Source organism: Paraburkholderia fungorum (assembly GCF_900099835.1).
GTDB lineage: Bacteria > Pseudomonadota > Gammaproteobacteria > Burkholderiales > Burkholderiaceae > Paraburkholderia > Paraburkholderia fungorum_A.
On sequence record NZ_FNKP01000001.1, the window covers coordinates 618,127 to 637,449 of the forward strand.

19 protein-coding genes are annotated in these 19,323 nt (G+C 62.5%); 16 read left to right on the plus strand and 3 right to left on the minus strand.

What is annotated here, in order from left to right; translation table 11 throughout:
- Positions 1 to 35: 35 nt before the first annotated feature.
- The 5 genes from BLS41_RS02790 (at position 36) to BLS41_RS02810 (ending at position 3,785) form a co-directional block, all read left to right on the plus strand.
- A complete protein-coding gene (locus BLS41_RS02790; protein ID WP_074762850.1) occupies positions 36 to 359 on the plus strand; it encodes a (2Fe-2S) ferredoxin domain-containing protein in 324 nt (107 codons plus the stop codon).
- Between the two features lie 9 nt (positions 360 to 368).
- On the plus strand, positions 369 to 1,013 hold the full coding sequence (locus tag BLS41_RS02795) for an alpha/beta hydrolase (RefSeq protein WP_074762851.1): 645 nt from the start codon (positions 369 to 371) through the stop codon (positions 1,011 to 1,013).
- Positions 1,014 to 1,332: 319 nt separating this feature from the next.
- Positions 1,333 to 2,562: a D-alanyl-D-alanine carboxypeptidase family protein gene (locus BLS41_RS02800; protein WP_074766239.1), complete on the plus strand. Its 1,230-nt coding sequence runs from the start codon at positions 1,333 to 1,335 to the stop codon at positions 2,560 to 2,562.
- Between the two features lie 13 nt (positions 2,563 to 2,575).
- The gene (locus BLS41_RS02805; protein WP_074762852.1) at positions 2,576 to 3,544 is read left to right on the plus strand and encodes a D-amino acid aminotransferase; all 969 of its coding nucleotides are present in this window, start codon (positions 2,576 to 2,578) and stop codon (positions 3,542 to 3,544) included.
- Positions 3,507 to 3,785 carry a DUF493 family protein gene (locus BLS41_RS02810; RefSeq protein ID WP_074762853.1) on the plus strand — a complete coding sequence of 93 codons (279 nt, stop codon included), beginning with the start codon at positions 3,507 to 3,509 and terminating at the stop codon, positions 3,783 to 3,785. The genes BLS41_RS02805 and BLS41_RS02810 overlap by 38 nt, the downstream gene beginning before the upstream one ends.
- A 10-nt stretch (positions 3,786 to 3,795) precedes the next feature.
- On the opposite strand, the gene BLS41_RS02815 is transcribed toward BLS41_RS02810, so the two are convergent.
- Positions 3,796 to 4,764 carry a transcriptional regulator GcvA gene (locus tag BLS41_RS02815; protein WP_074762854.1) on the minus strand — a complete coding sequence of 323 codons (969 nt, stop codon included), beginning with the start codon at positions 4,762 to 4,764 and terminating at the stop codon, positions 3,796 to 3,798.
- A gap of 98 nt (positions 4,765 to 4,862) precedes the next feature.
- On the opposite strand from BLS41_RS02815, the gene BLS41_RS02820 reads away from it, so the two are divergent.
- From BLS41_RS02820 to lipA, 3 genes are all read left to right on the plus strand, one after another.
- Positions 4,863 to 5,189, plus strand: a complete 327-nt coding sequence (locus BLS41_RS02820) for a DUF2917 domain-containing protein (RefSeq protein ID WP_074762855.1) — start codon at positions 4,863 to 4,865, stop codon at positions 5,187 to 5,189.
- A gap of 309 nt (positions 5,190 to 5,498) precedes the next feature.
- Positions 5,499 to 6,224 (plus strand): lipoyl(octanoyl) transferase LipB, encoded by a 726-nt coding sequence (gene lipB / locus BLS41_RS02825; RefSeq protein ID WP_074762856.1) that lies wholly within the window; start codon positions 5,499 to 5,501, stop codon positions 6,222 to 6,224.
- A 13-nt stretch (positions 6,225 to 6,237) separates the two neighbouring features.
- The gene (lipA, locus tag BLS41_RS02830; protein WP_074762857.1) at positions 6,238 to 7,245 is read left to right on the plus strand and encodes a lipoyl synthase; all 1,008 of its coding nucleotides are present in this window, start codon (positions 6,238 to 6,240) and stop codon (positions 7,243 to 7,245) included.
- Positions 7,246 to 7,500: 255 nt separating this feature from the next.
- Here lipA and BLS41_RS02835 read toward each other — a convergent pair whose 3' ends face one another.
- Positions 7,501 to 8,271 carry a DeoR/GlpR family DNA-binding transcription regulator gene (locus BLS41_RS02835; RefSeq protein ID WP_074762858.1) on the minus strand — a complete coding sequence of 257 codons (771 nt, stop codon included), beginning with the start codon at positions 8,269 to 8,271 and terminating at the stop codon, positions 7,501 to 7,503.
- 408 nt (positions 8,272 to 8,679) lie between these two features.
- Here BLS41_RS02835 and ugpQ point away from each other — a divergent pair, with 408 nt between their 5' ends.
- From ugpQ to BLS41_RS02880, 8 genes are all read left to right on the plus strand, one after another.
- A complete protein-coding gene (ugpQ, locus tag BLS41_RS02845; RefSeq protein ID WP_074762860.1) occupies positions 8,680 to 9,450 on the plus strand; it encodes a glycerophosphodiester phosphodiesterase in 771 nt (256 codons plus the stop codon).
- A 72-nt stretch (positions 9,451 to 9,522) separates the two neighbouring features.
- Positions 9,523 to 10,635 (plus strand): ABC transporter substrate-binding protein, encoded by a 1,113-nt coding sequence (locus BLS41_RS02850; RefSeq protein WP_074762861.1) that lies wholly within the window; start codon positions 9,523 to 9,525, stop codon positions 10,633 to 10,635.
- Between the two features lie 88 nt (positions 10,636 to 10,723).
- On the plus strand, positions 10,724 to 11,662 hold the full coding sequence (locus tag BLS41_RS02855; protein WP_074762862.1) for an ABC transporter permease: 939 nt from the start codon (positions 10,724 to 10,726) through the stop codon (positions 11,660 to 11,662).
- Positions 11,659 to 12,450: an ABC transporter permease gene (locus tag BLS41_RS02860; RefSeq protein ID WP_074762863.1), complete on the plus strand. Its 792-nt coding sequence runs from the start codon at positions 11,659 to 11,661 to the stop codon at positions 12,448 to 12,450. Before BLS41_RS02855 ends, BLS41_RS02860 begins: the two co-directional genes overlap by 4 nt.
- Before the next feature lie 19 nt (positions 12,451 to 12,469).
- Positions 12,470 to 13,540, plus strand: coding sequence for an ABC transporter ATP-binding protein (locus BLS41_RS02865; RefSeq protein ID WP_074762864.1), 1,071 nt, complete (start codon positions 12,470 to 12,472; stop codon positions 13,538 to 13,540).
- A gap of 363 nt (positions 13,541 to 13,903) precedes the next feature.
- Positions 13,904 to 15,184, plus strand: coding sequence for a dicarboxylate/amino acid:cation symporter (locus tag BLS41_RS02870; RefSeq protein ID WP_074762865.1), 1,281 nt, complete (start codon positions 13,904 to 13,906; stop codon positions 15,182 to 15,184).
- A 36-nt stretch (positions 15,185 to 15,220) separates the two neighbouring features.
- Positions 15,221 to 17,221, plus strand: coding sequence for a sensor histidine kinase (locus BLS41_RS02875; protein ID WP_074762866.1), 2,001 nt, complete (start codon positions 15,221 to 15,223; stop codon positions 17,219 to 17,221).
- Positions 17,222 to 17,244: 23 nt separating this feature from the next.
- Complete coding sequence (locus tag BLS41_RS02880) at positions 17,245 to 18,594, plus strand: sigma-54-dependent transcriptional regulator (protein ID WP_074766241.1); 1,350 nt, start codon at positions 17,245 to 17,247, stop codon at positions 18,592 to 18,594.
- A 79-nt stretch (positions 18,595 to 18,673) separates the two neighbouring features.
- On the opposite strand, the gene BLS41_RS02885 is transcribed toward BLS41_RS02880, so the two are convergent.
- A complete protein-coding gene (locus BLS41_RS02885; protein ID WP_074762867.1) occupies positions 18,674 to 19,204 on the minus strand; it encodes a peroxiredoxin family protein in 531 nt (176 codons plus the stop codon).
- Positions 19,205 to 19,323: the final 119 nt, after the last annotated feature.

Consider the following 19,323-nt stretch of genomic DNA (forward strand, 5'->3'; position numbering starts at 1 on the left):
CATTCCCCCACTCTTACACTCTCGCCCAAGACACCATGGACTCCTTCTACAAGTACCACGTCTTTTTCTGTCTCAATCAGCGGGACCCCGGCGCCGAGCGCCCGAGTTGCGCGAACTGCAACGCGCAGGAACTGCAGGAGTACGCGAAAAAGCGCGTGAAGAAACTCGGTCTCGCCGGCCCCGGCCAGGTGCGCATCAACAAGGCGGGGTGTCTGGATCGCTGCGAATTGGGACCGGCACTGGTCGTGTATCCGGAAGGCGTCTGGTACACCTACGTCGACGAAACCGATATCGATGAAATCGTCGACTCGCACCTTGCAAACGGCAAGATCGTCGAGCGTCTGAAAATCGATCAATAAGCCTCGAATATGAACGTTCATACGAAGAAGTATCTGATTGACGGCCCGGTCGGCAAGATCGAGGTCGCGCTGGATCTGCCCGACGAAATGCGCGAAAACGGCGCCGCGCCGCGCGGCATCGCGCTGGTCGCGCATCCGCATCCGCTGTTCGGCGGCACTATGGACAACAAGGTCGCGCAGACGCTCGCGCGCACGCTGACCGGCCTGAACTACGTGGTGTACCGGTCGAATTTTCGCGGCGTCGGTCAGACCGAAGGCGAGCACGACGCGGGCATCGGCGAGCGCGACGATCTGCGCGCCGTGCTCGATCACATGCGCGCCGAAGCCGGGCAGGGCGATCTGCCGCTCGTGCTTGCGGGCTTCTCGTTCGGCACCTTCGTGTTGTCGCACGTCGCCGCGAAGTTGCGCGAAGAAGGCGCGGCAATCGAGCGGATGGTGTTTGTCGGCACGGCGGCGAGCCGCTGGGAAGTCGCGCCGGTTCCGGAAAACACGCTCGTCATTCACGGCGAAACCGACGACACCGTGCCCATTCAATCCGTCTACGACTGGGCGCGGCCGCAGGAATTACCGGTGGTCGTGATTCCGGGGGCAGAACACTTTCTGCATCGCAAGCTGCACGTGCTGAAACGGATCATCGTCGATGCATGGCGTTAAGCCGTGCTCCGCGCGCGTTTTTCACGCTACAGGCCTGTAAAAACCAGACTTTATCGGTATGGCCCCAGCAAAGTTGGCGGAAATGCGCGCGTATAATGAGCGCTCTTTTTTGGGCGCAGCCCCGCCTGTCCGGCAGTTCGCGCGACGCGTAGTCTTATCTCGCGCGCAGCGGTGACGGATGCAGGGCGAACTGCGCGAACCGATCGCGTCGCCGGAAGTCCAAAGGGCGCCGCGCCGTTTTACGGCCAGACGCTCGCCGACCGGCTCTTCCAAACAATGCGCCCTGCGCGCGATGTATTTTTCCGCACGAATCGACCCTATGCGTTTCTCCACCACCGGCCGCACGTCAATCCCGTCAGTTATTTCCTCCGCTCCCCACAAGCTTAGCCGCGCCGTCACCCTCGGCGCCGTGTTGACGGCAACCCTTGCCGCCAGCACCGCTTTTGCGCAAGTGCCGCCGCCCGCGGTCAACGCGCGTTCGTGGGTTCTGGTCGACGCCACCAGCAACCAGGTGCTCGCGTCCGGCAATGCCGACGAGCGCGTCGAACCGGCCTCGCTGACCAAGCTGATGACCGCGTATCTCGTCTTCGAAGCACTGCAGACGAAGAAGATCACGATGGACCAGGCCGTGATGCCGAGCGAAGCGGTGCGTCGCGTGAAGACCGACGAATCGCGCATGTTCATCGAGGCGAACAAGCCGGTGACCGTGCACGACCTCGTGTACGGCATGATCATCCAGTCGGGTAACGACGCGGCGATCGCGCTGGCCGAACTGGTCGGCGGCAGCGAGTCGCAGTTCGTCGTGATGATGAACAACGAAGCGCAGAAGCTCGGCATGAAGCACACCCACTTCGCCGACGTGAACGGCATGCCCGACCCGCAGCACTACACGTCGGCGGGCGATCTGGCGATCCTGTCGGCGCGTCTGATTCGCGACTTCCCTGACTACTACAACATCTTCTCGGTCAAGGAATTCAAGTACAACAACATCAAGCAGCCGAACCGCAACCGTCTGCTGTGGATCGACCCGACCGTCGACGGCCTGAAGACCGGCCACACGCAAGCCGCCGGCTACTGCCTGATCGCGAGCGCAAAGCGTCCGCTGCCGGGCGCGACCGACGCGTCGCGCCGTCTCGTCTCGGTGATGATGGGCGAGACCAAGGAACACGACCGTGTGCAGGACAGCCTGAAGATGCTGAACTACGGCTACACCGCGTACGACACGGTGCGTCTGTACAAGGCGGGTCAGGTGGTCGGCACGCCGCGCGTGTACAAGGGTTCGCAGGACAGCGTGCAGATCGGCGTGAAGAGCGACCAGTACATCACCGTGCCGAAGGGCATGGCCGACAAGGTGAAGCCGCAGATCGACCAGGTCGACACGCTGATCGCGCCGATCGCGAACGGTCAGCAGGTCGGCACGGCGAAGCTGATCGCCGACGGCAAGGTGCTCGCGCAGTTCCCGGTGGTGGCGTTGCAGGCTGTGCCGCAAGCGGGCGTGGTCGGCCGCGTGTGGGATTCGCTGATGCTGATGTTCAACAAGAAGAAATAAGAGCCGGTTCGCAATGTCCGCAGCAGTTTCTGATGTGTCGCCAGATCCGATCGTTTATCTGAATGGCGAGTTGGTGCCGTTGTCCGAAGCGCGCGTGCCGGTTCTCGACCGCGGCTTTATTTTCGGCGACGGCATTTACGAAGTCGCGCCGCTGTATGCGCTCGAAGGCGGCCGCACGGCGTTCCGATTGCCGCAGCATCTGGCGCGGCTGGCCCGTTCGGTCGACAAGATCGGCATCGTCAATCCGTTTAGCGACGCCGGCTGGCGCGAGCTGATCGGCCGCGTGGTCGACGCGAACGAGGCCGACGGCAGTTTGTCCGCCGGCCAGGACGCAATTGCCTATATTCAGGTGACCCGCGGTGTCGCGAAGCGCGGCCACGCGTTCCCGGCCGGCATTCAGCCGACCGTGTTCGTGATGGTCACGCCGCTCAATCTGCCGGACGCCGCGCAGCGCGCGAAAGGCGTGCGTTGCGTGAGCGCCGAAGATCGCCGCTGGCTCAATTGCGATATCAAGTCGGTGTCGCTGCTGGGCAACGTGCTGATGGCGCAATTCGCCGCCGAAAACGACGCGTTCGAGACGATCCAGTTCCGCGACGGCATGCTGACCGAAGGATCGTCGTCGAATGTGTGGATGGTGAAGGACGGCGTGCTGTCGGCGCCGCCGCGCAGCAACAAGATTCTCGAAGGGATTCGCTACGGGCTGATCGAAGAACTCACGGCCGAGTGCGGCGTCCGCTTCGAAGCACGTGAAATTGCCGAAGCAGAGCTGCGTGCCGCCGACGAGATCATCGTCAGTTCGGCGACCAAAGAAGTGCTGCCGGTCACGCAACTCGACGGCCAGCCGGTCGGCGAGGGCAAGCCGGGCGCGGTCTTTGCGGCGTTGTACGCGGCGTATCAGCGAGCCAAGGTTAAGGAAGCGCAGCAAGCGCAGCAAGGAGCAACGAATGAATCAGCCGAACAACCCGAACGACTCACTGTTTGATTTTCCCTGCGATTTCCCGATCAAGATCATGGGCAAATCGCATCCGGAATTCGCCGAAACGATCGTGACGGTGGTCCGTCAGTTCGATAACGAAGTCGATGCATCGCGTGTGGAAACGCGTCCGTCCAGCGGCGGCAATTACACCGGCCTGACGGTCACCGTGCGCGCCACGAGCCGCGCGCATCTCGACGACATTTATCGCGCGCTGACCGGCCATCCGATGGTCAAAGTGGTGATGTAAAGCCTATGTATTACGGCGTGACGCGCAATGCGTCCGCCGACAGACCGGCGCCTGCCGAGGGACCTACCTCGCAGGCCCGGTCGAACAGTTTCTTGAAGCGCCCCACCTCGTCGAACACCCAGTCGTGAAACGCCTTGACCCGCGCGGTTTCGATCATTTGCGGCGGGCAGATGAAGTAGTACTGCCACGGGCTCGGGCCATCCACGTCGAATAAGCGCACCAGACGGCCCGCCGCGATTTCGTGCATGGCCAGCGAGCGGCGCGTGAGCGCGACCCCCTGGCCGTCGATGGCCGCCTGCAACAGATTCGACGAATCCTGATAAAGCACGCCGCGCTTCGGCTCCGGCCAGTCGGTGAGACCGGCGGCGTCGAACCACGGACGCCACAATTCGTCGTCGGAACGCAGTAGCGGGACTTTGGCGAGATCGGCCGGAACTTGCGGCAGTTTTCCGCCGTTGAAATTCGGCGAGCACGCCGGGAAGAAAATCTCCTCCAGCAGCAATTCCGCGTGCAGCCCCGAATATTTGCCGAAACCGAAGCGGATGGCCACGTCGACGTCGTCGCGCGCAAAGTCTGTCAGCGCATTGGTGGACAACAGTTCCAGATCCCATTGCGGATGCGCCTCGATGAAGCTGCCGATGCGCGGCGTCACCCAGCGCGCCGCGAACGACGACAGCATCGACACCACCAGCCGCCGCTCGCGGTCGCCAGCGCGGATTTCGCGAGTGGCATCGGCGAGCGCCATCAGCGCGGTGCGCACGTGCGTGGCATAGCGACGGCCGGTTTCGGTGAGCCGCACGCGCTTGCCGTCGCGCGCGAATAGCGACACGCCAAGCTCGGCTTCGAGCGCGCGAATCTGGTGGCTGACCGCGCCGTGCGTGACGAATAGCTCGTCGGCGGCGCGCGAAAAGCTTTCGTGCCGGGCGGCGGCTTCGAACGCCTTGATCGCGTTCAATGCGGGGAGTTGCCGGAGGTCCATCGCAATATTTCTCACATAGAGGTGAAAATAGATCGTTTTGCGTAAGTCCTTGCTACGCCTACGATTGTAGCCATCAAACGATTTTTGGCGAGGGCATCATGCGAGAAATTTCCTCTAGTATCGCCTTTGAAATTCGCACAGGCGAAACGCTTCCGTTGAAGGTGGCGCGCAGTACCAAACTGGTGGTGCATGGCGGCGCGGTCTGGGTGACGCGCAGCGACGACATTCACGATTACTGGCTGCAACCGGGACATACGTTGCGGTTGCGGCGCGGCGAACGGCTGTGGTTGAGTGGCGAGGGCGTCGTCCCGGCGAAGATCGCGTTTTCTGTGCCGACGCGCTGCGACGAGCGCGCGTTGAACTGGCTCGCGCGGGTCGGCGAACGAATGGTGGCGCGGATGCGCGGAGGGTGGCGCACGGTTTGAGCATTCCCAGCGGGGCGGTTGGTAGGGGATGAGCGCGGCAGGGGCGAGAACACGGCGACGGCGACTTCAAGCGCCTCGCCTTGCCCGTGTCTGCTGTGTCTGCACCTGCATCTACACCGAGGCCAACGCCAACGGCTCTGACCTCGATCCGCACTTCTTGCGCAGCAGACGACGCCCCCGTATCAAGCCGGATTGCCAGCGCATCACGCGCCAAGCTAGGTCCAGCTTGGCTTTGCAGCGATTCGGCCAACAACGTGCTCACCTTCGCCCCCGGCGAAAATTCCCACTTTTCGGTAAACTAGCGGGATTATGTCCGCCACTCCGGTTTCACCGTCTCCCTCGTCCGCCACGGCGCCGCTAACGCTGCGCTGGTTGCGCAACGAACCCTACGAAGCCAGTTTCGAAGCGATGCGCGCGTTCACCGACTCGCGTACCGCCGACACCCCCGACGAAATCTGGCTTGTCGAGCATCCCCCCGTCTTCACGCTAGGCCAGGCCGGCGATCCGGCGCACCTGCTGGCCGCCGACAGCGGCATTCCGCTGGTCAAAGTCGACCGTGGCGGGCAGATCACGTATCACGGTCCCGGACAGGTGGTCGCCTACCTGCTGCTCGATCTACGCCGACGCAAGCTGATGGTGCGCGAGATGGTCACGCGAATCGAGCAGGCCGTGATCGACACCCTGGCGGCGTATAATCTCGCCGGAGAACGCAAGGCGGGCGCCCCCGGTATCTACGTGGCGCCCGGGCCGGACGCCGGGTTGCACGCTGGCGCCAAGATTGCGGCGCTGGGTCTGAAAATCCGCAACGGCTGTAGTTATCACGGCGCGAGCCTGAACGTGAAGATGGATCTGCGGCCGTTCCTGGCCATCAATCCATGCGGCTACGCAGGGCTCGAAACGGTCGATATGGCAACGCTGGGTGTTGTCGCCGGCTGGGAAGACGTGGCCCGTACCTTTGCAGCATGCCTCACCGCAAACCTCGACGGCAGTCCCGCGGCCGTCGCCCAACCACAGGCCGGTGCGCTCACCGCCTGACTGGACCGAACGAATGACTGACGTTACCGCGAACCTCGCAACTTCTTCCTCGCCCGACAGCGCGCCGGCTTCCGCCGCTGCCTACGACGCCACCGCGAAGCAGAAGGCGCAAGCCAAAACTGCCCGTATCCCGATCAAGATCATCCCGATTGAAAAGCTGAAGAAGCCCGACTGGATTCGCGTGAAAGCGGCCACGGGAAATTCGCGTTTCTACGAGATCAAGCAGATTCTGCGCGAACACAATCTGCACACGGTGTGTGAAGAAGCGAGCTGCCCGAATATCGGCGAATGCTTCGGCAAGGGCACCGCCACGTTCATGATCATGGGCGACAAGTGCACGCGCCGCTGCCCGTTCTGCGACGTCGGCCACGGCCGTCCCGATCCGCTCGACGTGGACGAACCCGGCAACCTCGCCCGCACCATTGCTGCGTTGAAGCTGAAGTACGTGGTGATCACCAGCGTCGACCGTGACGATTTGCGTGACGGTGGCGCGGCTCACTTCGTCGAATGTATTCGTCAGACGCGCGAGTTGTCGCCGGAAACGCGTATTGAGATTCTGACGCCGGACTTCCGCGGCCGTCTCGACCGCGCGCTCGGCATTCTGAACGCCGCACCGCCCGACGTGATGAACCACAATCTGGAAACGGTGCCGCGTCTGTACAAGGAAGCGCGCCCGGGTTCGGACTACGCGCACTCGCTGAAGCTGCTGAAGGACTTCAAGGCGCTGCATCCTGACGTCGCGACCAAGTCGGGCATCATGGTCGGCCTCGGCGAAACCGAAGAAGAAATTTTGCAGGTGATGCGCGATCTGCGTGAACACAATGTGGACATGCTGACCATCGGCCAGTATCTGCAGCCGTCGGAACACCATCTGCCGGTGCGCTCGTACGTGCACCCGGACACGTTCAAGATGTACGAGGAAGAAGCGTACAAGATGGGCTTCACGCACGCGGCTGTCGGCGCAATGGTTCGTTCGAGCTATCACGCTGATTTGCAGGCGCATGGGGCTGGCGTGGTCTGAGCGACTTCCGATTCGCGATGATCGATGCTGTTGAAAAAAGCCCGCGAAAGCGGGCTTTTTTATGCGTGCGACGATTCGGTTGAATGCGCTTCACGGGAAAAATCGCATTAACTCCACGAACTCTCTCTCCGCTTCAAATGCTCCTGCGGATTCGCCCCAGCGTCTTCCTGAAGATCGAGGTGAACGTGCCTGTGTTTTGTTAGCCCAGCCCGGTATGTGAGGCACAAGCTCTCCCGCCTCAGTTCAAGCTCACCCTCAAGCCAGCACAACCTCGTCGAGCTTCTTTTTCAGCGCGGCAAAATCGGCGGCTTCGGCCGCCTTTTTATTCGTGACGAGCACATCGATCCTCTCGACCGGGCAATACGAAATGCGGCTGCGCTGGCCGATCTTGCTGTAGTCGGCGAGGATCGCCACGCGATCCGCGTTGGCGACCATCGCGCGCGCGACCTCGGTTTCCGCGTGGTCGTAACTGGTCGCGCCATGCCGGTGATCGATGCCGACCGGCGACAGCAGCGCGAGATCCGCGCGATAGCGGTGGATATCGAGCACGGTCGTCGCGCCTGTGGTCGCCATCGTTCGATCGCTGATCGAACCGCCCAGCAGAATGACTTCGTTAGCCGCATCGGCCTGGTCGATCACGCCGCGCATTTTCAACGCGACATCGATTGAATTCGTGACGACGGTCAGGTTCGCCAGTTTCGCCAGCTCTTCGGCGAGCGCCGCCGTGGTGGTGCCCGCATCGACGAAAAGCGTCTGGCCGCTCGCGATCAAACCGACGGCGGCCTTGGCAATCGCCGTCTTGGCTTTGACGCGCATGTGCGCGCGTTCGGCGATCGGCGCTTCGTCGGCGGGCTTGATCGCACCGCCATGCACGCGGCGCAGCTCACCGAGCGCTTCGAGATCGAGCAGATCGCGCCGCACCGTCTCGCGCGACACGCCGAGATCCGTCATGATCCGCTCGGTCGACACACGTTGCAGCGTGGACAGCAACGCGCGAATTCTCTGATGACGGTCTTCCTGCCACATGCATTGTCCCTCGCTGAGTGTGCGCGTCTAGCTGTTCGTATTCATAGCCGCATCGTGGACACGGATGTGTGTCCGAACGATGTCAGGCAAGCTTTTCAGGCTGGATTGTGTTGTATTTTTTTGGCACCTTGCAACTTTGTGCGTTTCATTTTAGCCTTCGCAAATTGAAACGTCGCGCCTGTTCTGTTGCGCGGCAAGGTGTGCCGTCAGTGCGGCCGGCGTCGTCAGCTTCGTCATCCTGACAATGGTCTTGCAACGTCCGCGCATCAAAACGCGCGATACTACGCGCGGGTCTCGCACGTGAAATCCGAAGCCTGAATCGCTATGCATCACGGTCGCGCCGACGTGTCGGCGGCCGCAAACGTGTCGAGAGCAAAACCAACCGCTTTATCTGGAAGGTGACGGGACGTGGCAAACGGGATTGATCACTGGCCTTATCCGCGACTGGTCGCGCATCGTTGCGGCGGCACGCTCGCGCCGGAGAACACGCTGGCCGGCTTTGACGCATGCGTGCGTTACGGCTACCGGATGGTCGAATTCGACGCCAAGCTTTCCGCCGACAACGAACTCTTTCTACTTCACGACGATACACTCGATCGCACCACCAACGGCCACGGCGCAGCCGCCGATCACACATGGCAACAGCTTGCCGCGCTCGACGCAGGCGCGTGGCGTGGTCAGCAATTCGACGGCACGCGTCTGCCGACACTTGCCGACGCGGCGCAGCGTTGCAAGCGCGACGGCATTGCCGCCAACATCGAAATCAAACCGTGTCCGGGTCGCGATGTAATCACCGGGACGCTGGTCGCGCAACACGCGTCGACGTTGTGGCAGGAACAAACGCCGTCGTTGCTCTCTTCGTTTTCATTCGACGCACTGGCCGCCGCGCGCGATGCCGCGCCGTCACTGCAACGCGGCATGCTGTTCGAAGAAGTGCCGGCCGACTGGCTGCGCATCGTGCGTGAACTGGACTGCGTGTCCTTGCATGCGAGCCACCGCTATCTGAGCGAGCCGCTGATCGCGCAGATTCACGCAGAGGGATTGCGCGTGCTCGCGTACACGGTGAACGACCCGGCGCGCGCGCAACTGCTCGCGCAATGGGGTGTCGACATGATCTGCACGGATCGCATCGATATCTTGCCGCACGATATGTTCTCCGCGCCGGTCGATTCTGTCTGAGCGAAGCAAGCGCGGTTGTTCGAATTAGAAATTTTCCAAACGTAGCAATTTCGGCAAAGGATGGGGAAGACTATGAACCGCACCGCGTTAGCTCGCATACTTTCGATGTCGGCCGTTGCGGGCGTCGCCGCCGCTGGTGTCAGCAGCGCATCGGCGGCGCCGCTCGACGCGCTGATCGCCGCGGCGAAGCAGGAGGGCCAGCTCAGCGTGATCGCGTTGCCGCACGACTGGTGCAACTACGGGCAACTGATCCCGGGCTTCGAGAAGAAGTACGGCATCAAGGTGAACGAACTGAATCCGGATGCGGGTTCCGGCGACGAGATCGAAGCGATCAAGGCGAACAAGGGCAACAAGGGGCCGCAAGCGCCTGACGTGATCGACGTGGGCTTGTCGTTCGGTCCGACCGCGAAGGCCGAAGGTCTGCTGCAACCGTACAAGGTCGCGACGTGGAACTCGATTCCGAAGGAATCGAAAGATGCGGACGGTTACTGGTACGGCGACTATTACGGCGTGCTCGCATTCGAAGTGAACGCCGACATGATCGACAAGGCGCCCGCCGACTGGAGCGATCTGCTGAAGCCCGACTACAAGAACGCGGTGTCGCTGGCGGGCGATCCGCGCACGGCGAATCAGGCGATCCAGGCGGTGTACGCAGCCGGTATCTCGCAAGCCAAAGGCAACGCGACCCAGGCCGATAAAGCCGGCCTCAAATACTTCGCCGATCTGAACAAGAGCGGCAACTTCGTTCCGGTGATCGGCAAGGCGGCCTCGCTTGCGCAGGGCACCACGCCGATCATCGTGCGTTGGGACTACAACGCGCTCGCCGACCGCGACACGCTGAAGGGCAATCCGAAAGTGCAGGTCGTGATTCCAAAGACGGGCGTGGTCGCGGGCGTGTACGTGCAGGCGATCAGCGCCTACGCACCGCATCCGAATGCAGCGAAGCTGTGGATGGAATACCTGTACTCGGACGAAGGCCAGATCGGCTGGCTGACCGGCTATTGCCATCCGATGCGCTACAACGAACTCGTCGCGGGCAAGAAAGTGCCGCAGGCGTTGCTCGACAAGTTGCCGCCGCCGTCGTCGTACAAGAACGTGGTGTTCCCGACGCTGTCGCAGCAGGACGCGTACAAGGACACGATCACGAAGCAGTGGGACGCGACCGTCGGCGCGAACGTCAAGTAAGCGACATCGCAGGGTTCAACCGTAGCGTGCGCGCCGCTGATTCCGAGCGGCGCGCATTGCATTTGCCAGATTGCTGCAAGGGTGAGCTATGAGCGCTTCATCGGATGGCGGGTCGGTGCAGCCGGAACTGCTGGTGCCGACCGTGCCGGGTCCGGCGCCTCGCGTCGATGGTCCGGGGCGCGCGTCGCCGTTACTTGCGTGGATCGGCGTCGTGCCGTTCTTCGTCTTCGCGCTGATGTTCCTGATTCTGCCGACCGGCTTCCTGATGATCGGCGCGTTCCAGGATGCGCAAGGCCACTTCACGCTCGCGAATCTGCGCGATCTGCTGGAACCGAGCATCCTCGACGCGTACTGGATCAGCTTCAAGGTCAGTGCCGCATCCGCATTCGGCGGCGCGGTGCTCGGTTCGCTGCTCGCGTGGGCGGTGGTGCAGGGCAAGCTGCCCGGCTGGATTCGCCCTACGCTGATGACGTTTTCCGGCGTCGCGTCGAACTTCGCCGGCGTACCGCTCGCGTTTGCTTTCATCTGCACGTTGGGACGCGTCGGGCTCGTGACGGTTCTGCTGAAAAAGTACCTCGGTTTCAATCTGTACTCGACCGGCTTCAGCATTCTCAGTTTCACCGGCCTCACGATCACCTACCTGTACTTCCAGATTCCGTTGATGGTGCTGATGGTCACGCCCGCGCTCGACGGCCTGAAGCGCGAATGGCGCGAAGCGTGCGATTGCCTCGGCGGCACGGCGTTTCAATACTGGCGCCATGTCGCGCTGCCGGTGCTGATGCCGAGCATTCTCGGCGCGGCGTTGCTGCTGTTCGCCAATTCGTTCGGCGCGGTCGCCACCGCTTATGCGTTGACGGGCAGCTCGCTGAACATCGTGCCGATCCTGTTGTTCGCGCAGATTCGCGGCGACGTGATGCACAACCCGAACCTCGGTTACGCGCTTGCATTGGGGATGGTGGTTGTCACCGGTCTGTCGAATGGCGGCTATATCTGGCTGCGTTCGCGCGCGGAAAGGGGGCGTCGATGAAAAGCCAGTCGCGCGTGGGCGCGTGGACCGCGGTGATCGTCGGCTCGCTGTATTTTCTGATTCCGCTGATCGCCACTTTCGAATTCAGCCTGCGGATGAAGCGCGGCGTGTATAGCTTCGAGGCTTACCGCGTCGTGCTGGCCGATCCGCGTTTTCAGGCCTCGTTCGGCTACTCGATTCTGATCGCCATCCTGACGATCGTGATCGGCATCCTGCTGGTGGTGCCGACGGCGTACTGGGTGCAGTTGCGTCTGCCGAAGCTGCGGCCGGTCGTCGAATTCATCACGCTGTTGCCGCTGGTGGTGCCGGCCATCGTGATCGTGTTCGGCTATCTGCGCATTTACAACAGCAGTTCGATTCTGCCGCTCACCGGCAACGAACGCGCGACCGATCTGCTGCTCGTGTTCGGCTACGTGACGCTCTCGCTGCCGTATATGTACCGCGCCGTCGATGCGGGTCTGCGTGCCGTCGATGTGCGTTCGCTGACCGAGGCCGCCGAATGTCTCGGCGCGAACTGGCCGACCATTCTGTTCAAGGTGATTTTCCCGAATATCCGCTCGGGCATTCTGTCGGGCGCGTTTCTCACCTTTGCGGTGGTGATCGGCGAATTCACGATTGCCAGCTTGCTCGACCGGCCCGCGTTCGGCCCGTATCTGCAATTGATCGGCGCGAATCGCGCGTATGAGCCGTCGGCGCTCGCGATCATTGCGTTCGCGATTACGTGGGCGTCGATGGGATTGATTCAGGTATTCGGCTCGGCTCGCGCGTTGAGCGGACAAAAAGTTTGACGGACTGAGACAGCAAACCATGGCATTCCTCGAGATCGAGAATCTGCACAAGACGTTCGGCGCGAACACGGCGCTGCATCACTTCGACATGCAGATCGAGCGCGGCGAGTTCATCACGTTCCTCGGACCCTCCGGCTGCGGCAAGACGACGGTGTTGCGCATGATCGCGGGCTTCGAAACGCCGACGCGCGGCATCATCCGTCTCGCCGACAAGGACGTTACGCACTTGCGCACGCGGCAACGCAAAGTCGGCATGGTGTTTCAGTCGTATGCGCTGTTTCCGAACATGACGGTGGCCGAAAACATCGGCTTCGGACTGAAGATCGCGCGTCACACTCAGGCGGAAATCGGCAAGCGCGTTCAGGAGATGCTCGACCTCATTAAACTGCCGCAACTCGGCGAGCGTTATCCGTGGCAACTGTCGGGCGGCCAGCAGCAGCGCGTGGCGCTGGCGCGCGCGCTGGCCGGCAAGCCGCAGGTGTTGCTGCTCGACGAGCCGCTCTCCGCGCTCGACGCCAAAATCCGCATCTCGCTGCGCCAGGATATTCGCGCGTTGCAGCGCGAACTCGGCATCACGTCGATTTTCGTCACGCACGATCAGGAAGAGGCGCTGTCCATTTCCGACCGGATCGTCGTGATGAATGAAGGGCGGGTCGAACAGATCGGCTCGCCATCGGAGATTTACAACTATCCGCGCACCCGGTTTGTCGCGTCGTTCGTCGGCACGTTGAATATTCTGGCGGGACACGTGGTCGATCCGGCGAGCGGCAAGATGGTCGTCGACGGTCAGGAGTTGACTACGACGCAGCAACTGCCGGCGGACGATGCGGGCAAGAAGCGCCTGCTCGCGCTGCGCCCCGAGGCGATCGTTCTGGAGCCTGCCGCGCCGGGTCGCAACACGTTAAACGCGACCGTCGAAGAAGTGAATTTTCTCGGCGCGGTGGTGCGCATCAGAACGCGCATCAAAGACGCAGTGATTTCGCTCGACGTGTTCAACGATCCGAATCGCGGTTTGCCGGAACGGGGGCAGCCTGTGTCGCTCGGTTTCTCGCACGAGAATCTGCTGGTGCTGGAAGAGGGCGCGGTTTAAACCCGCTCAAAAGTGCTTGGGGTTTTCCCGTAGACCGCGCCGCAGGCAATTCCGGATTCCCCGACAGCCCTTGTCCGGATTTCCGGAATCCCGGACGCCTTGCGCGTTTATAAGATAAAAAATCAATAAAAATCAACGTGTTAAGGCAATATTAAAGCTGGCATCGACCTTGCGAAATAGATAACGCGGCCGCAACGGTCCGACAACTAAAGCAAGGAGACAACGATGTCTGATTTCCCTTCCCGGTATTTCTGAATTCGTCGTCTTGTCGCGGCCTGATGCCGTGCACGAGCGTGACGACTATTCGTTCGCGAGATGCGCAAGCTGGCAGGCCTTGAGCTCATCCCCCTAGCAGGAACCATCGTGAAGAAACCTATCCACAAAGTGCTGTACGTCCAGGTGATCGTGGCGATCATCATCGGTATCGCGCTCGGGCATTTCTACCCGAGCCTCGCCGTCGATATGAAGCCGCTCGGCGACGGCTTCATCAAGCTGATCAAGATGGTGATCGGACCGATCATCTTCTGCACGGTGGTGACGGGCATTGCCGGCATGGAAGACATGAAGAAGGTCGGGCGCGTCGGCGGCAAGGCGCTGCTGTACTTCGAAATCGTGTCGAGCTTCGCACTGGTGCTCGGCCTGGCTGCTACGCACCTGCTGCGTCCGGGCGCGGGCTTCAACATCGACCCGGCCACGCTCGACAGCAAGGCAGTCGCGTCGTACGCCGCCAAGGCGCACGGCCAGACCACGGTCGACTTCCTGATGCACATCATCCCGGACACGCTTTCTTCGGCGTTCGCGCAAGGTGAAATCCTGCAGATCCTGCTAATCGCGCTGCTGTTCGGCGCGGTGCTCGCCACTGCGGGCGAGAAGGGCAAGGTCGTGACGAACTTTATCGAAGGGCTGTCGCACATCCTGTTCGGCATTGTGCGCATCATCACGAAGCTGGCGCCGATCGGCGCGTTCGGCGCGATGGCGTTCACCATCGGCAAGTACGGCATCGGCTCGCTGCTGCCGATGCTCAAGCTGATCGGCACGTTCTATCTGACGTCGATCGTGTTCGTGGTGGTCGTGCTCGGCCTCATCGCGCGCGCGGTGGGCTTCAACATCCTGCGCTTCGTGGCGTACATCAAGGAAGAGATGCTGATCGTGCTCGGCACGAGCTCGTCCGAAGCCGCGCTGCCGCAACTGATGCTGAAGCTCGAAAAGCTCGGCTGCTCGCGCTCGGTGGTGGGTCTCGTGGTGCCGACCGGTTACTCGTTCAACCTCGACGGCACCAACATCTACATGACGATGGCCGTGCTGTTCATCGCGCAGGCAACCAACACCGACCTCACGTGGACGCAACAGCTCACGCTGCTCGCGGTGACGATGCTGACCTCGAAGGGCGCAAGCGGCGTGACCGGCGCGGGCTTCATCACGCTGGCCGCGACGCTGGCCGTGGTGCCGACCATTCCGCTGTCGGGCATGGTGCTGATTCTCGGTATCGACCGCTTCATGAGCGAATGCCGCGCGCTGACCAACATCGTCGGCAACGGCGTGGCGACGGTCGTGGTGTCGGCATGGGAAAAGGAACTGGACCGCAACAAGCTGAATGCCGCGTTGCGCGGTGAGGTCGCGGTCAAAGAGCCGGCTGGCGTTTAAGCCGCTCACGTCTTCTCATACAGCGGACACCTGCGTATGAAACCGGTGTCCGCAAGCCAGTCCCAGCCGCCGTCGGCAATGGAAGCTCAAGCCGACGGCGCGTCGCCTTATGCCACAATGTCCGATCCTCATCGATCGGATATTGCCAACGTGACCCGCCGCCTGTTGATCCTCTTCGCGCTCGTTGCCGGGCTCGCGGCGGCGTGTGGACTCACCTACAGCATCGCGTGGAAAAGCGGTGTCGACACGTTGCGGCGCAACGCCGCCGTGCGGGCCGACCGTACTGCCAGCGCGCTGAAAAGCACGCTTGAGCGCTATGAGTCGCTGCCGTATCTGCTGGGCGAACATCCGATCGTGCAGGACGTGCTGATCGATCCCAGTCCGGCCAACGTCAAGCGCGCCAATCTCTATCTCGAAGACCTAAACCTGCACGCGCGGGCCACGGTCACCTACATTATTTCGTTCGAAGGCTACTGTGTCGCTGCCAGCAACTGGCGCGGTCCGGGCAGCTTTGTCGGCGCGAGCTATCAATTCCGGCCGTATTTTCTCGATGCGGTGAACGGCGGCGTGGGCCGCTTTTTCGGCATCGGCACGATTTCGCAGGCGCCGGGCTACTACATCTCGCAGCCAGTGCGGCGCGACGGCAAGATTGTCGGCGTGGCGGTCGTCAAGCTCGATCTGGAATGGTTTCAGGGTGTCGACGCAAGCGAACCGCTTCTCGTCACCGACGACCACGGCGTGATCTTTCTATCGTCGGTGCCGGCGTGGAAATATCACACGATCCGTCCGCTGTCGGGACCGGTCGCCGATTCGATCTATCAGGCGCGCCAATATGCGCAGCAACCGATTGCGCCGCTACCGGTGTCGATCGAGCGCACGCTCGAAGGCAACGCGCAGATCGTGCGGATTGGCGGCGGCCGTTATGCGCCGCGCTACCTCGCGTCGCGCCGCAGCATGGGCGAGCCGGACTGGCATCTGATCACGATGTCGCCGGTCGATCCCGTCGACGCCGATGCGCGCAAGGCGACCATCGTCACGGGCTTCGGTTACGTGTCGCTCGTGTTGCTCGCGTTCTACTGGCGCATGCGCCGCGCCCGCGTGCGCGAGGTGATGCGCAGCCGCGCGCTGCTGCAAAAGGCGTATGCGGAACTGAACCGGCGCGTCGCCGAGCGCACCGCCGATCTGTCCGAAGCGAACGAACAGTTGCAGAGGGAAGTCGCCGAACGCACGCGCGCCGAGCAGGAACTGCGCGCCGCGCACGACGAACTGATCCAGGCGAGCAAGCTCGCCGCGCTCGGTCAGATGGCGGCGGGCATCACGCATGAGTTGAATCAGCCGCTGGCCGCGCTACGCAGTTTTTCGGACAACACGCGTGTGTTGCTCGAACGCGGCGATCAGGCGTCGGCGCGCGAGAATCTCGAAGCGATCGCGTCGCTCACCGAGCGCATGGGCAAGATCACCAATCAACTGAAGCTGTTCGTCGGGCGGGCGCGGCCGCGCAGTGCGCGCGCGCCGATCATGCGGGCGTTGCGCAACGTCGTGGGCTTGCTGCAAAAGCGCTTGCAGGGTGTCGAACTCGGCTACGCGCTGCTCGACGCGGACAGCGGCACGCGCACGCCGCTCAGCCTCGCCGACGACCATCCCGAACTGATCGCCCATTGCGACGATCTGCGGCTCGAACAGGTGCTGATCAACCTGCTTGGCAATGCACTCGACGCAACCTCGGGGATGAACCCGCCGCGCATCGTCATCGGGATCGAAGTCGGTGAAACAAGCCTGTCGTTCGTGGTGAGCGACAACGGCCCCGGCATTCCCGACGACGTGCTGCCGCGTCTGTTCGAGCCGTTCTTTACGACCAAGGAAATGGGCCAGGGACTGGGCCTCGGGCTCGCAATTTCGTCGTCGATTGCGCGCGATTGTGGCGGCACGCTGGTGGCGCGCAACGCGCCGGACGGCGGTGCATCATTCGTGTTGACGCTGCGCCGCGCGCGCGTGCAGACGAGCCACACTACGGACCCGCTCACCACGGGCTCCTGAATCGGAATCAGATGGAAAACGACATGAACCACGGCCTGCAGGTGCTGTATATCGAAGACGACGAACTGGTGCGCCGCGCCAGCGTCCAGAGTTTGCAACTGGCGGGCTTCGAAGTGATCGGTCACGCGTCGGTGGAATCGGCGGCGAAGATGATCAGCGCGGATTTCTGCGGCGTGATTGTCAGCGACATCCGCCTGCCCGGCGCGAGCGGTCTCGATCTGCTGGCGCAATGCCACGAACGCGCGCCCGACGTGCCGGTGATTCTGGTGACGGGTCACGGCGATATTTCGATGGCGGTTCAGGCGATGCGCGACGGCGCGTATGACTTCATCGAGAAGCCGTTCGCGTCCGAGCGTCTGATCGAAACAGTGAGGCGCGCGCTGGAGCGGCGCAAGCTGGTGCTCGAAAACACGGCGCTGCGGCGTGAACTGGCCGAACAGAATACGGTGGCGCCGCGGATCATCGGCCGCAGTCCGGCGATCGAGCAGGTGCGCCGGTTGATCGCCAACGTCGCGCCGACCGACGCGTCCGTGCTGATCAACGGCGACACGGGCGCGGGCAAGGAGTTGATCGCCCGCAGTCTGCACGAATTGTCGCCGCGTCGCGACAAGCCGTTTATCGCAGTGAACTGCGGCGCGTTGCCGGAGCCGATGTTCGAATCGGAGATGTTCGGCTACGAGCCGGGCGCGTTCACCGGCGCCGCGAAACGCCGGATCGGCAAGCTCGAACATGCGTCGGGCGGTACGCTGTTTCTCGATGAAATCGAGAGCATGCCGCTCGCGTTGCAGGTCAAGCTGCTGCGCGTGCTGCAGGACGGCGTGCTGGAGCGCCTTGGCTCCAATCAGCCGATTCGCGTGAATTGCCGCGTGGTGGCTGCGGCCAAGGGTGACATGGCCGAGCATGTCGCGGACGGATCTTTCCGGCGCGACCTGCTGTATCGGCTGAACGTGGTGACGATTGCGCTGCCGCCATTGGGCGAGCGTCGCGAGGACATCGTGCCGCTGTTCGAACATTTTCTGCTGGATGCGGCGGTGCGCTATCAGCGTCCCGCGCCGATCCTCACCGACCGGCAGCGGGCGAGCCTGATGCAGCGCGACTGGCCGGGCAACGTGCGCGAGTTGCGCAATGCCGCCGATCGCTTCGTGCTAGGCATCGCCGAGGACCCCGTCATGTCTTTCGCCGCCGACGAAGCGGCCGCGCAACCGCTGAAGGAGCGTATCGAGCAATTCGAACGCGCGATGATCGCGGAGGCATTGGAGCAGGCGGGCGGAGCGGTCGCGGTCGCAGCGGACCGGCTACAACTCGGCAAGGCCACGCTCTACGAGAAGATCAAGCGATATGGCCTGGCGGCCAAAGGGGAAGGGGAGCGGTGAGGAGCGAATCGCGCCGGCGCATTATTGCGATGCCGGCGCGTTTGATTCAGGTATCAGATGTAGCGACGATGCCGCGCGTTCAGGCTGCTTTCAGCGCTTTTTCCAGCAGCTGGTCGAGTTCCGCGAATTCCGGCTCGCCCACGTAGCGCTTCAGAATCTTGCCGTCCTTGTCGACGAGGAACGTGGTCGGCGTGAGCTGGACGTTGCCGAACTGCTTGGCGGCCGAGCCGTCGTCCATCGCAACCTTGAACGGCAACTGACGCGTTTGCGTGTAATTGGCCACGTACATCGGCGCGTCGTAGTTCATCGCGACCGCGACGAATTCCAGACCCTGGCCCTTGAAGCGGTTATAGGTCTGGACCATCTGCGGCATTTCCTTCATGCAGGTGTCGCAGTTGGTCGCCCAGAAGTTGACGAGGTAGACCTTGCCCTTGAGGTCGGCGGTCGAAACCTTCTGGCCCGACAGCAGCGTGAAAGTCGCGTCCGGCACACGTTGCTGGCCGGCAAACGCGAAATAGCCGGCAACGGCGAGTGCAATCGCCACGGCAGCCACGATGACGTAGCGAAGCGGGCTGGTTCGCTTGACGGCGGTAGACGGGTTGGAGCTCATGAACGGGAACCTCGAGAGTCGCGCGGAGCGCGCGGGACAGTGGTCGGTTGTGGGCTTTCGGCCCGGTGCTTGACAACTGCGCCATTGTAGCTCCATTCACCACGACGACGCAGGAGCGC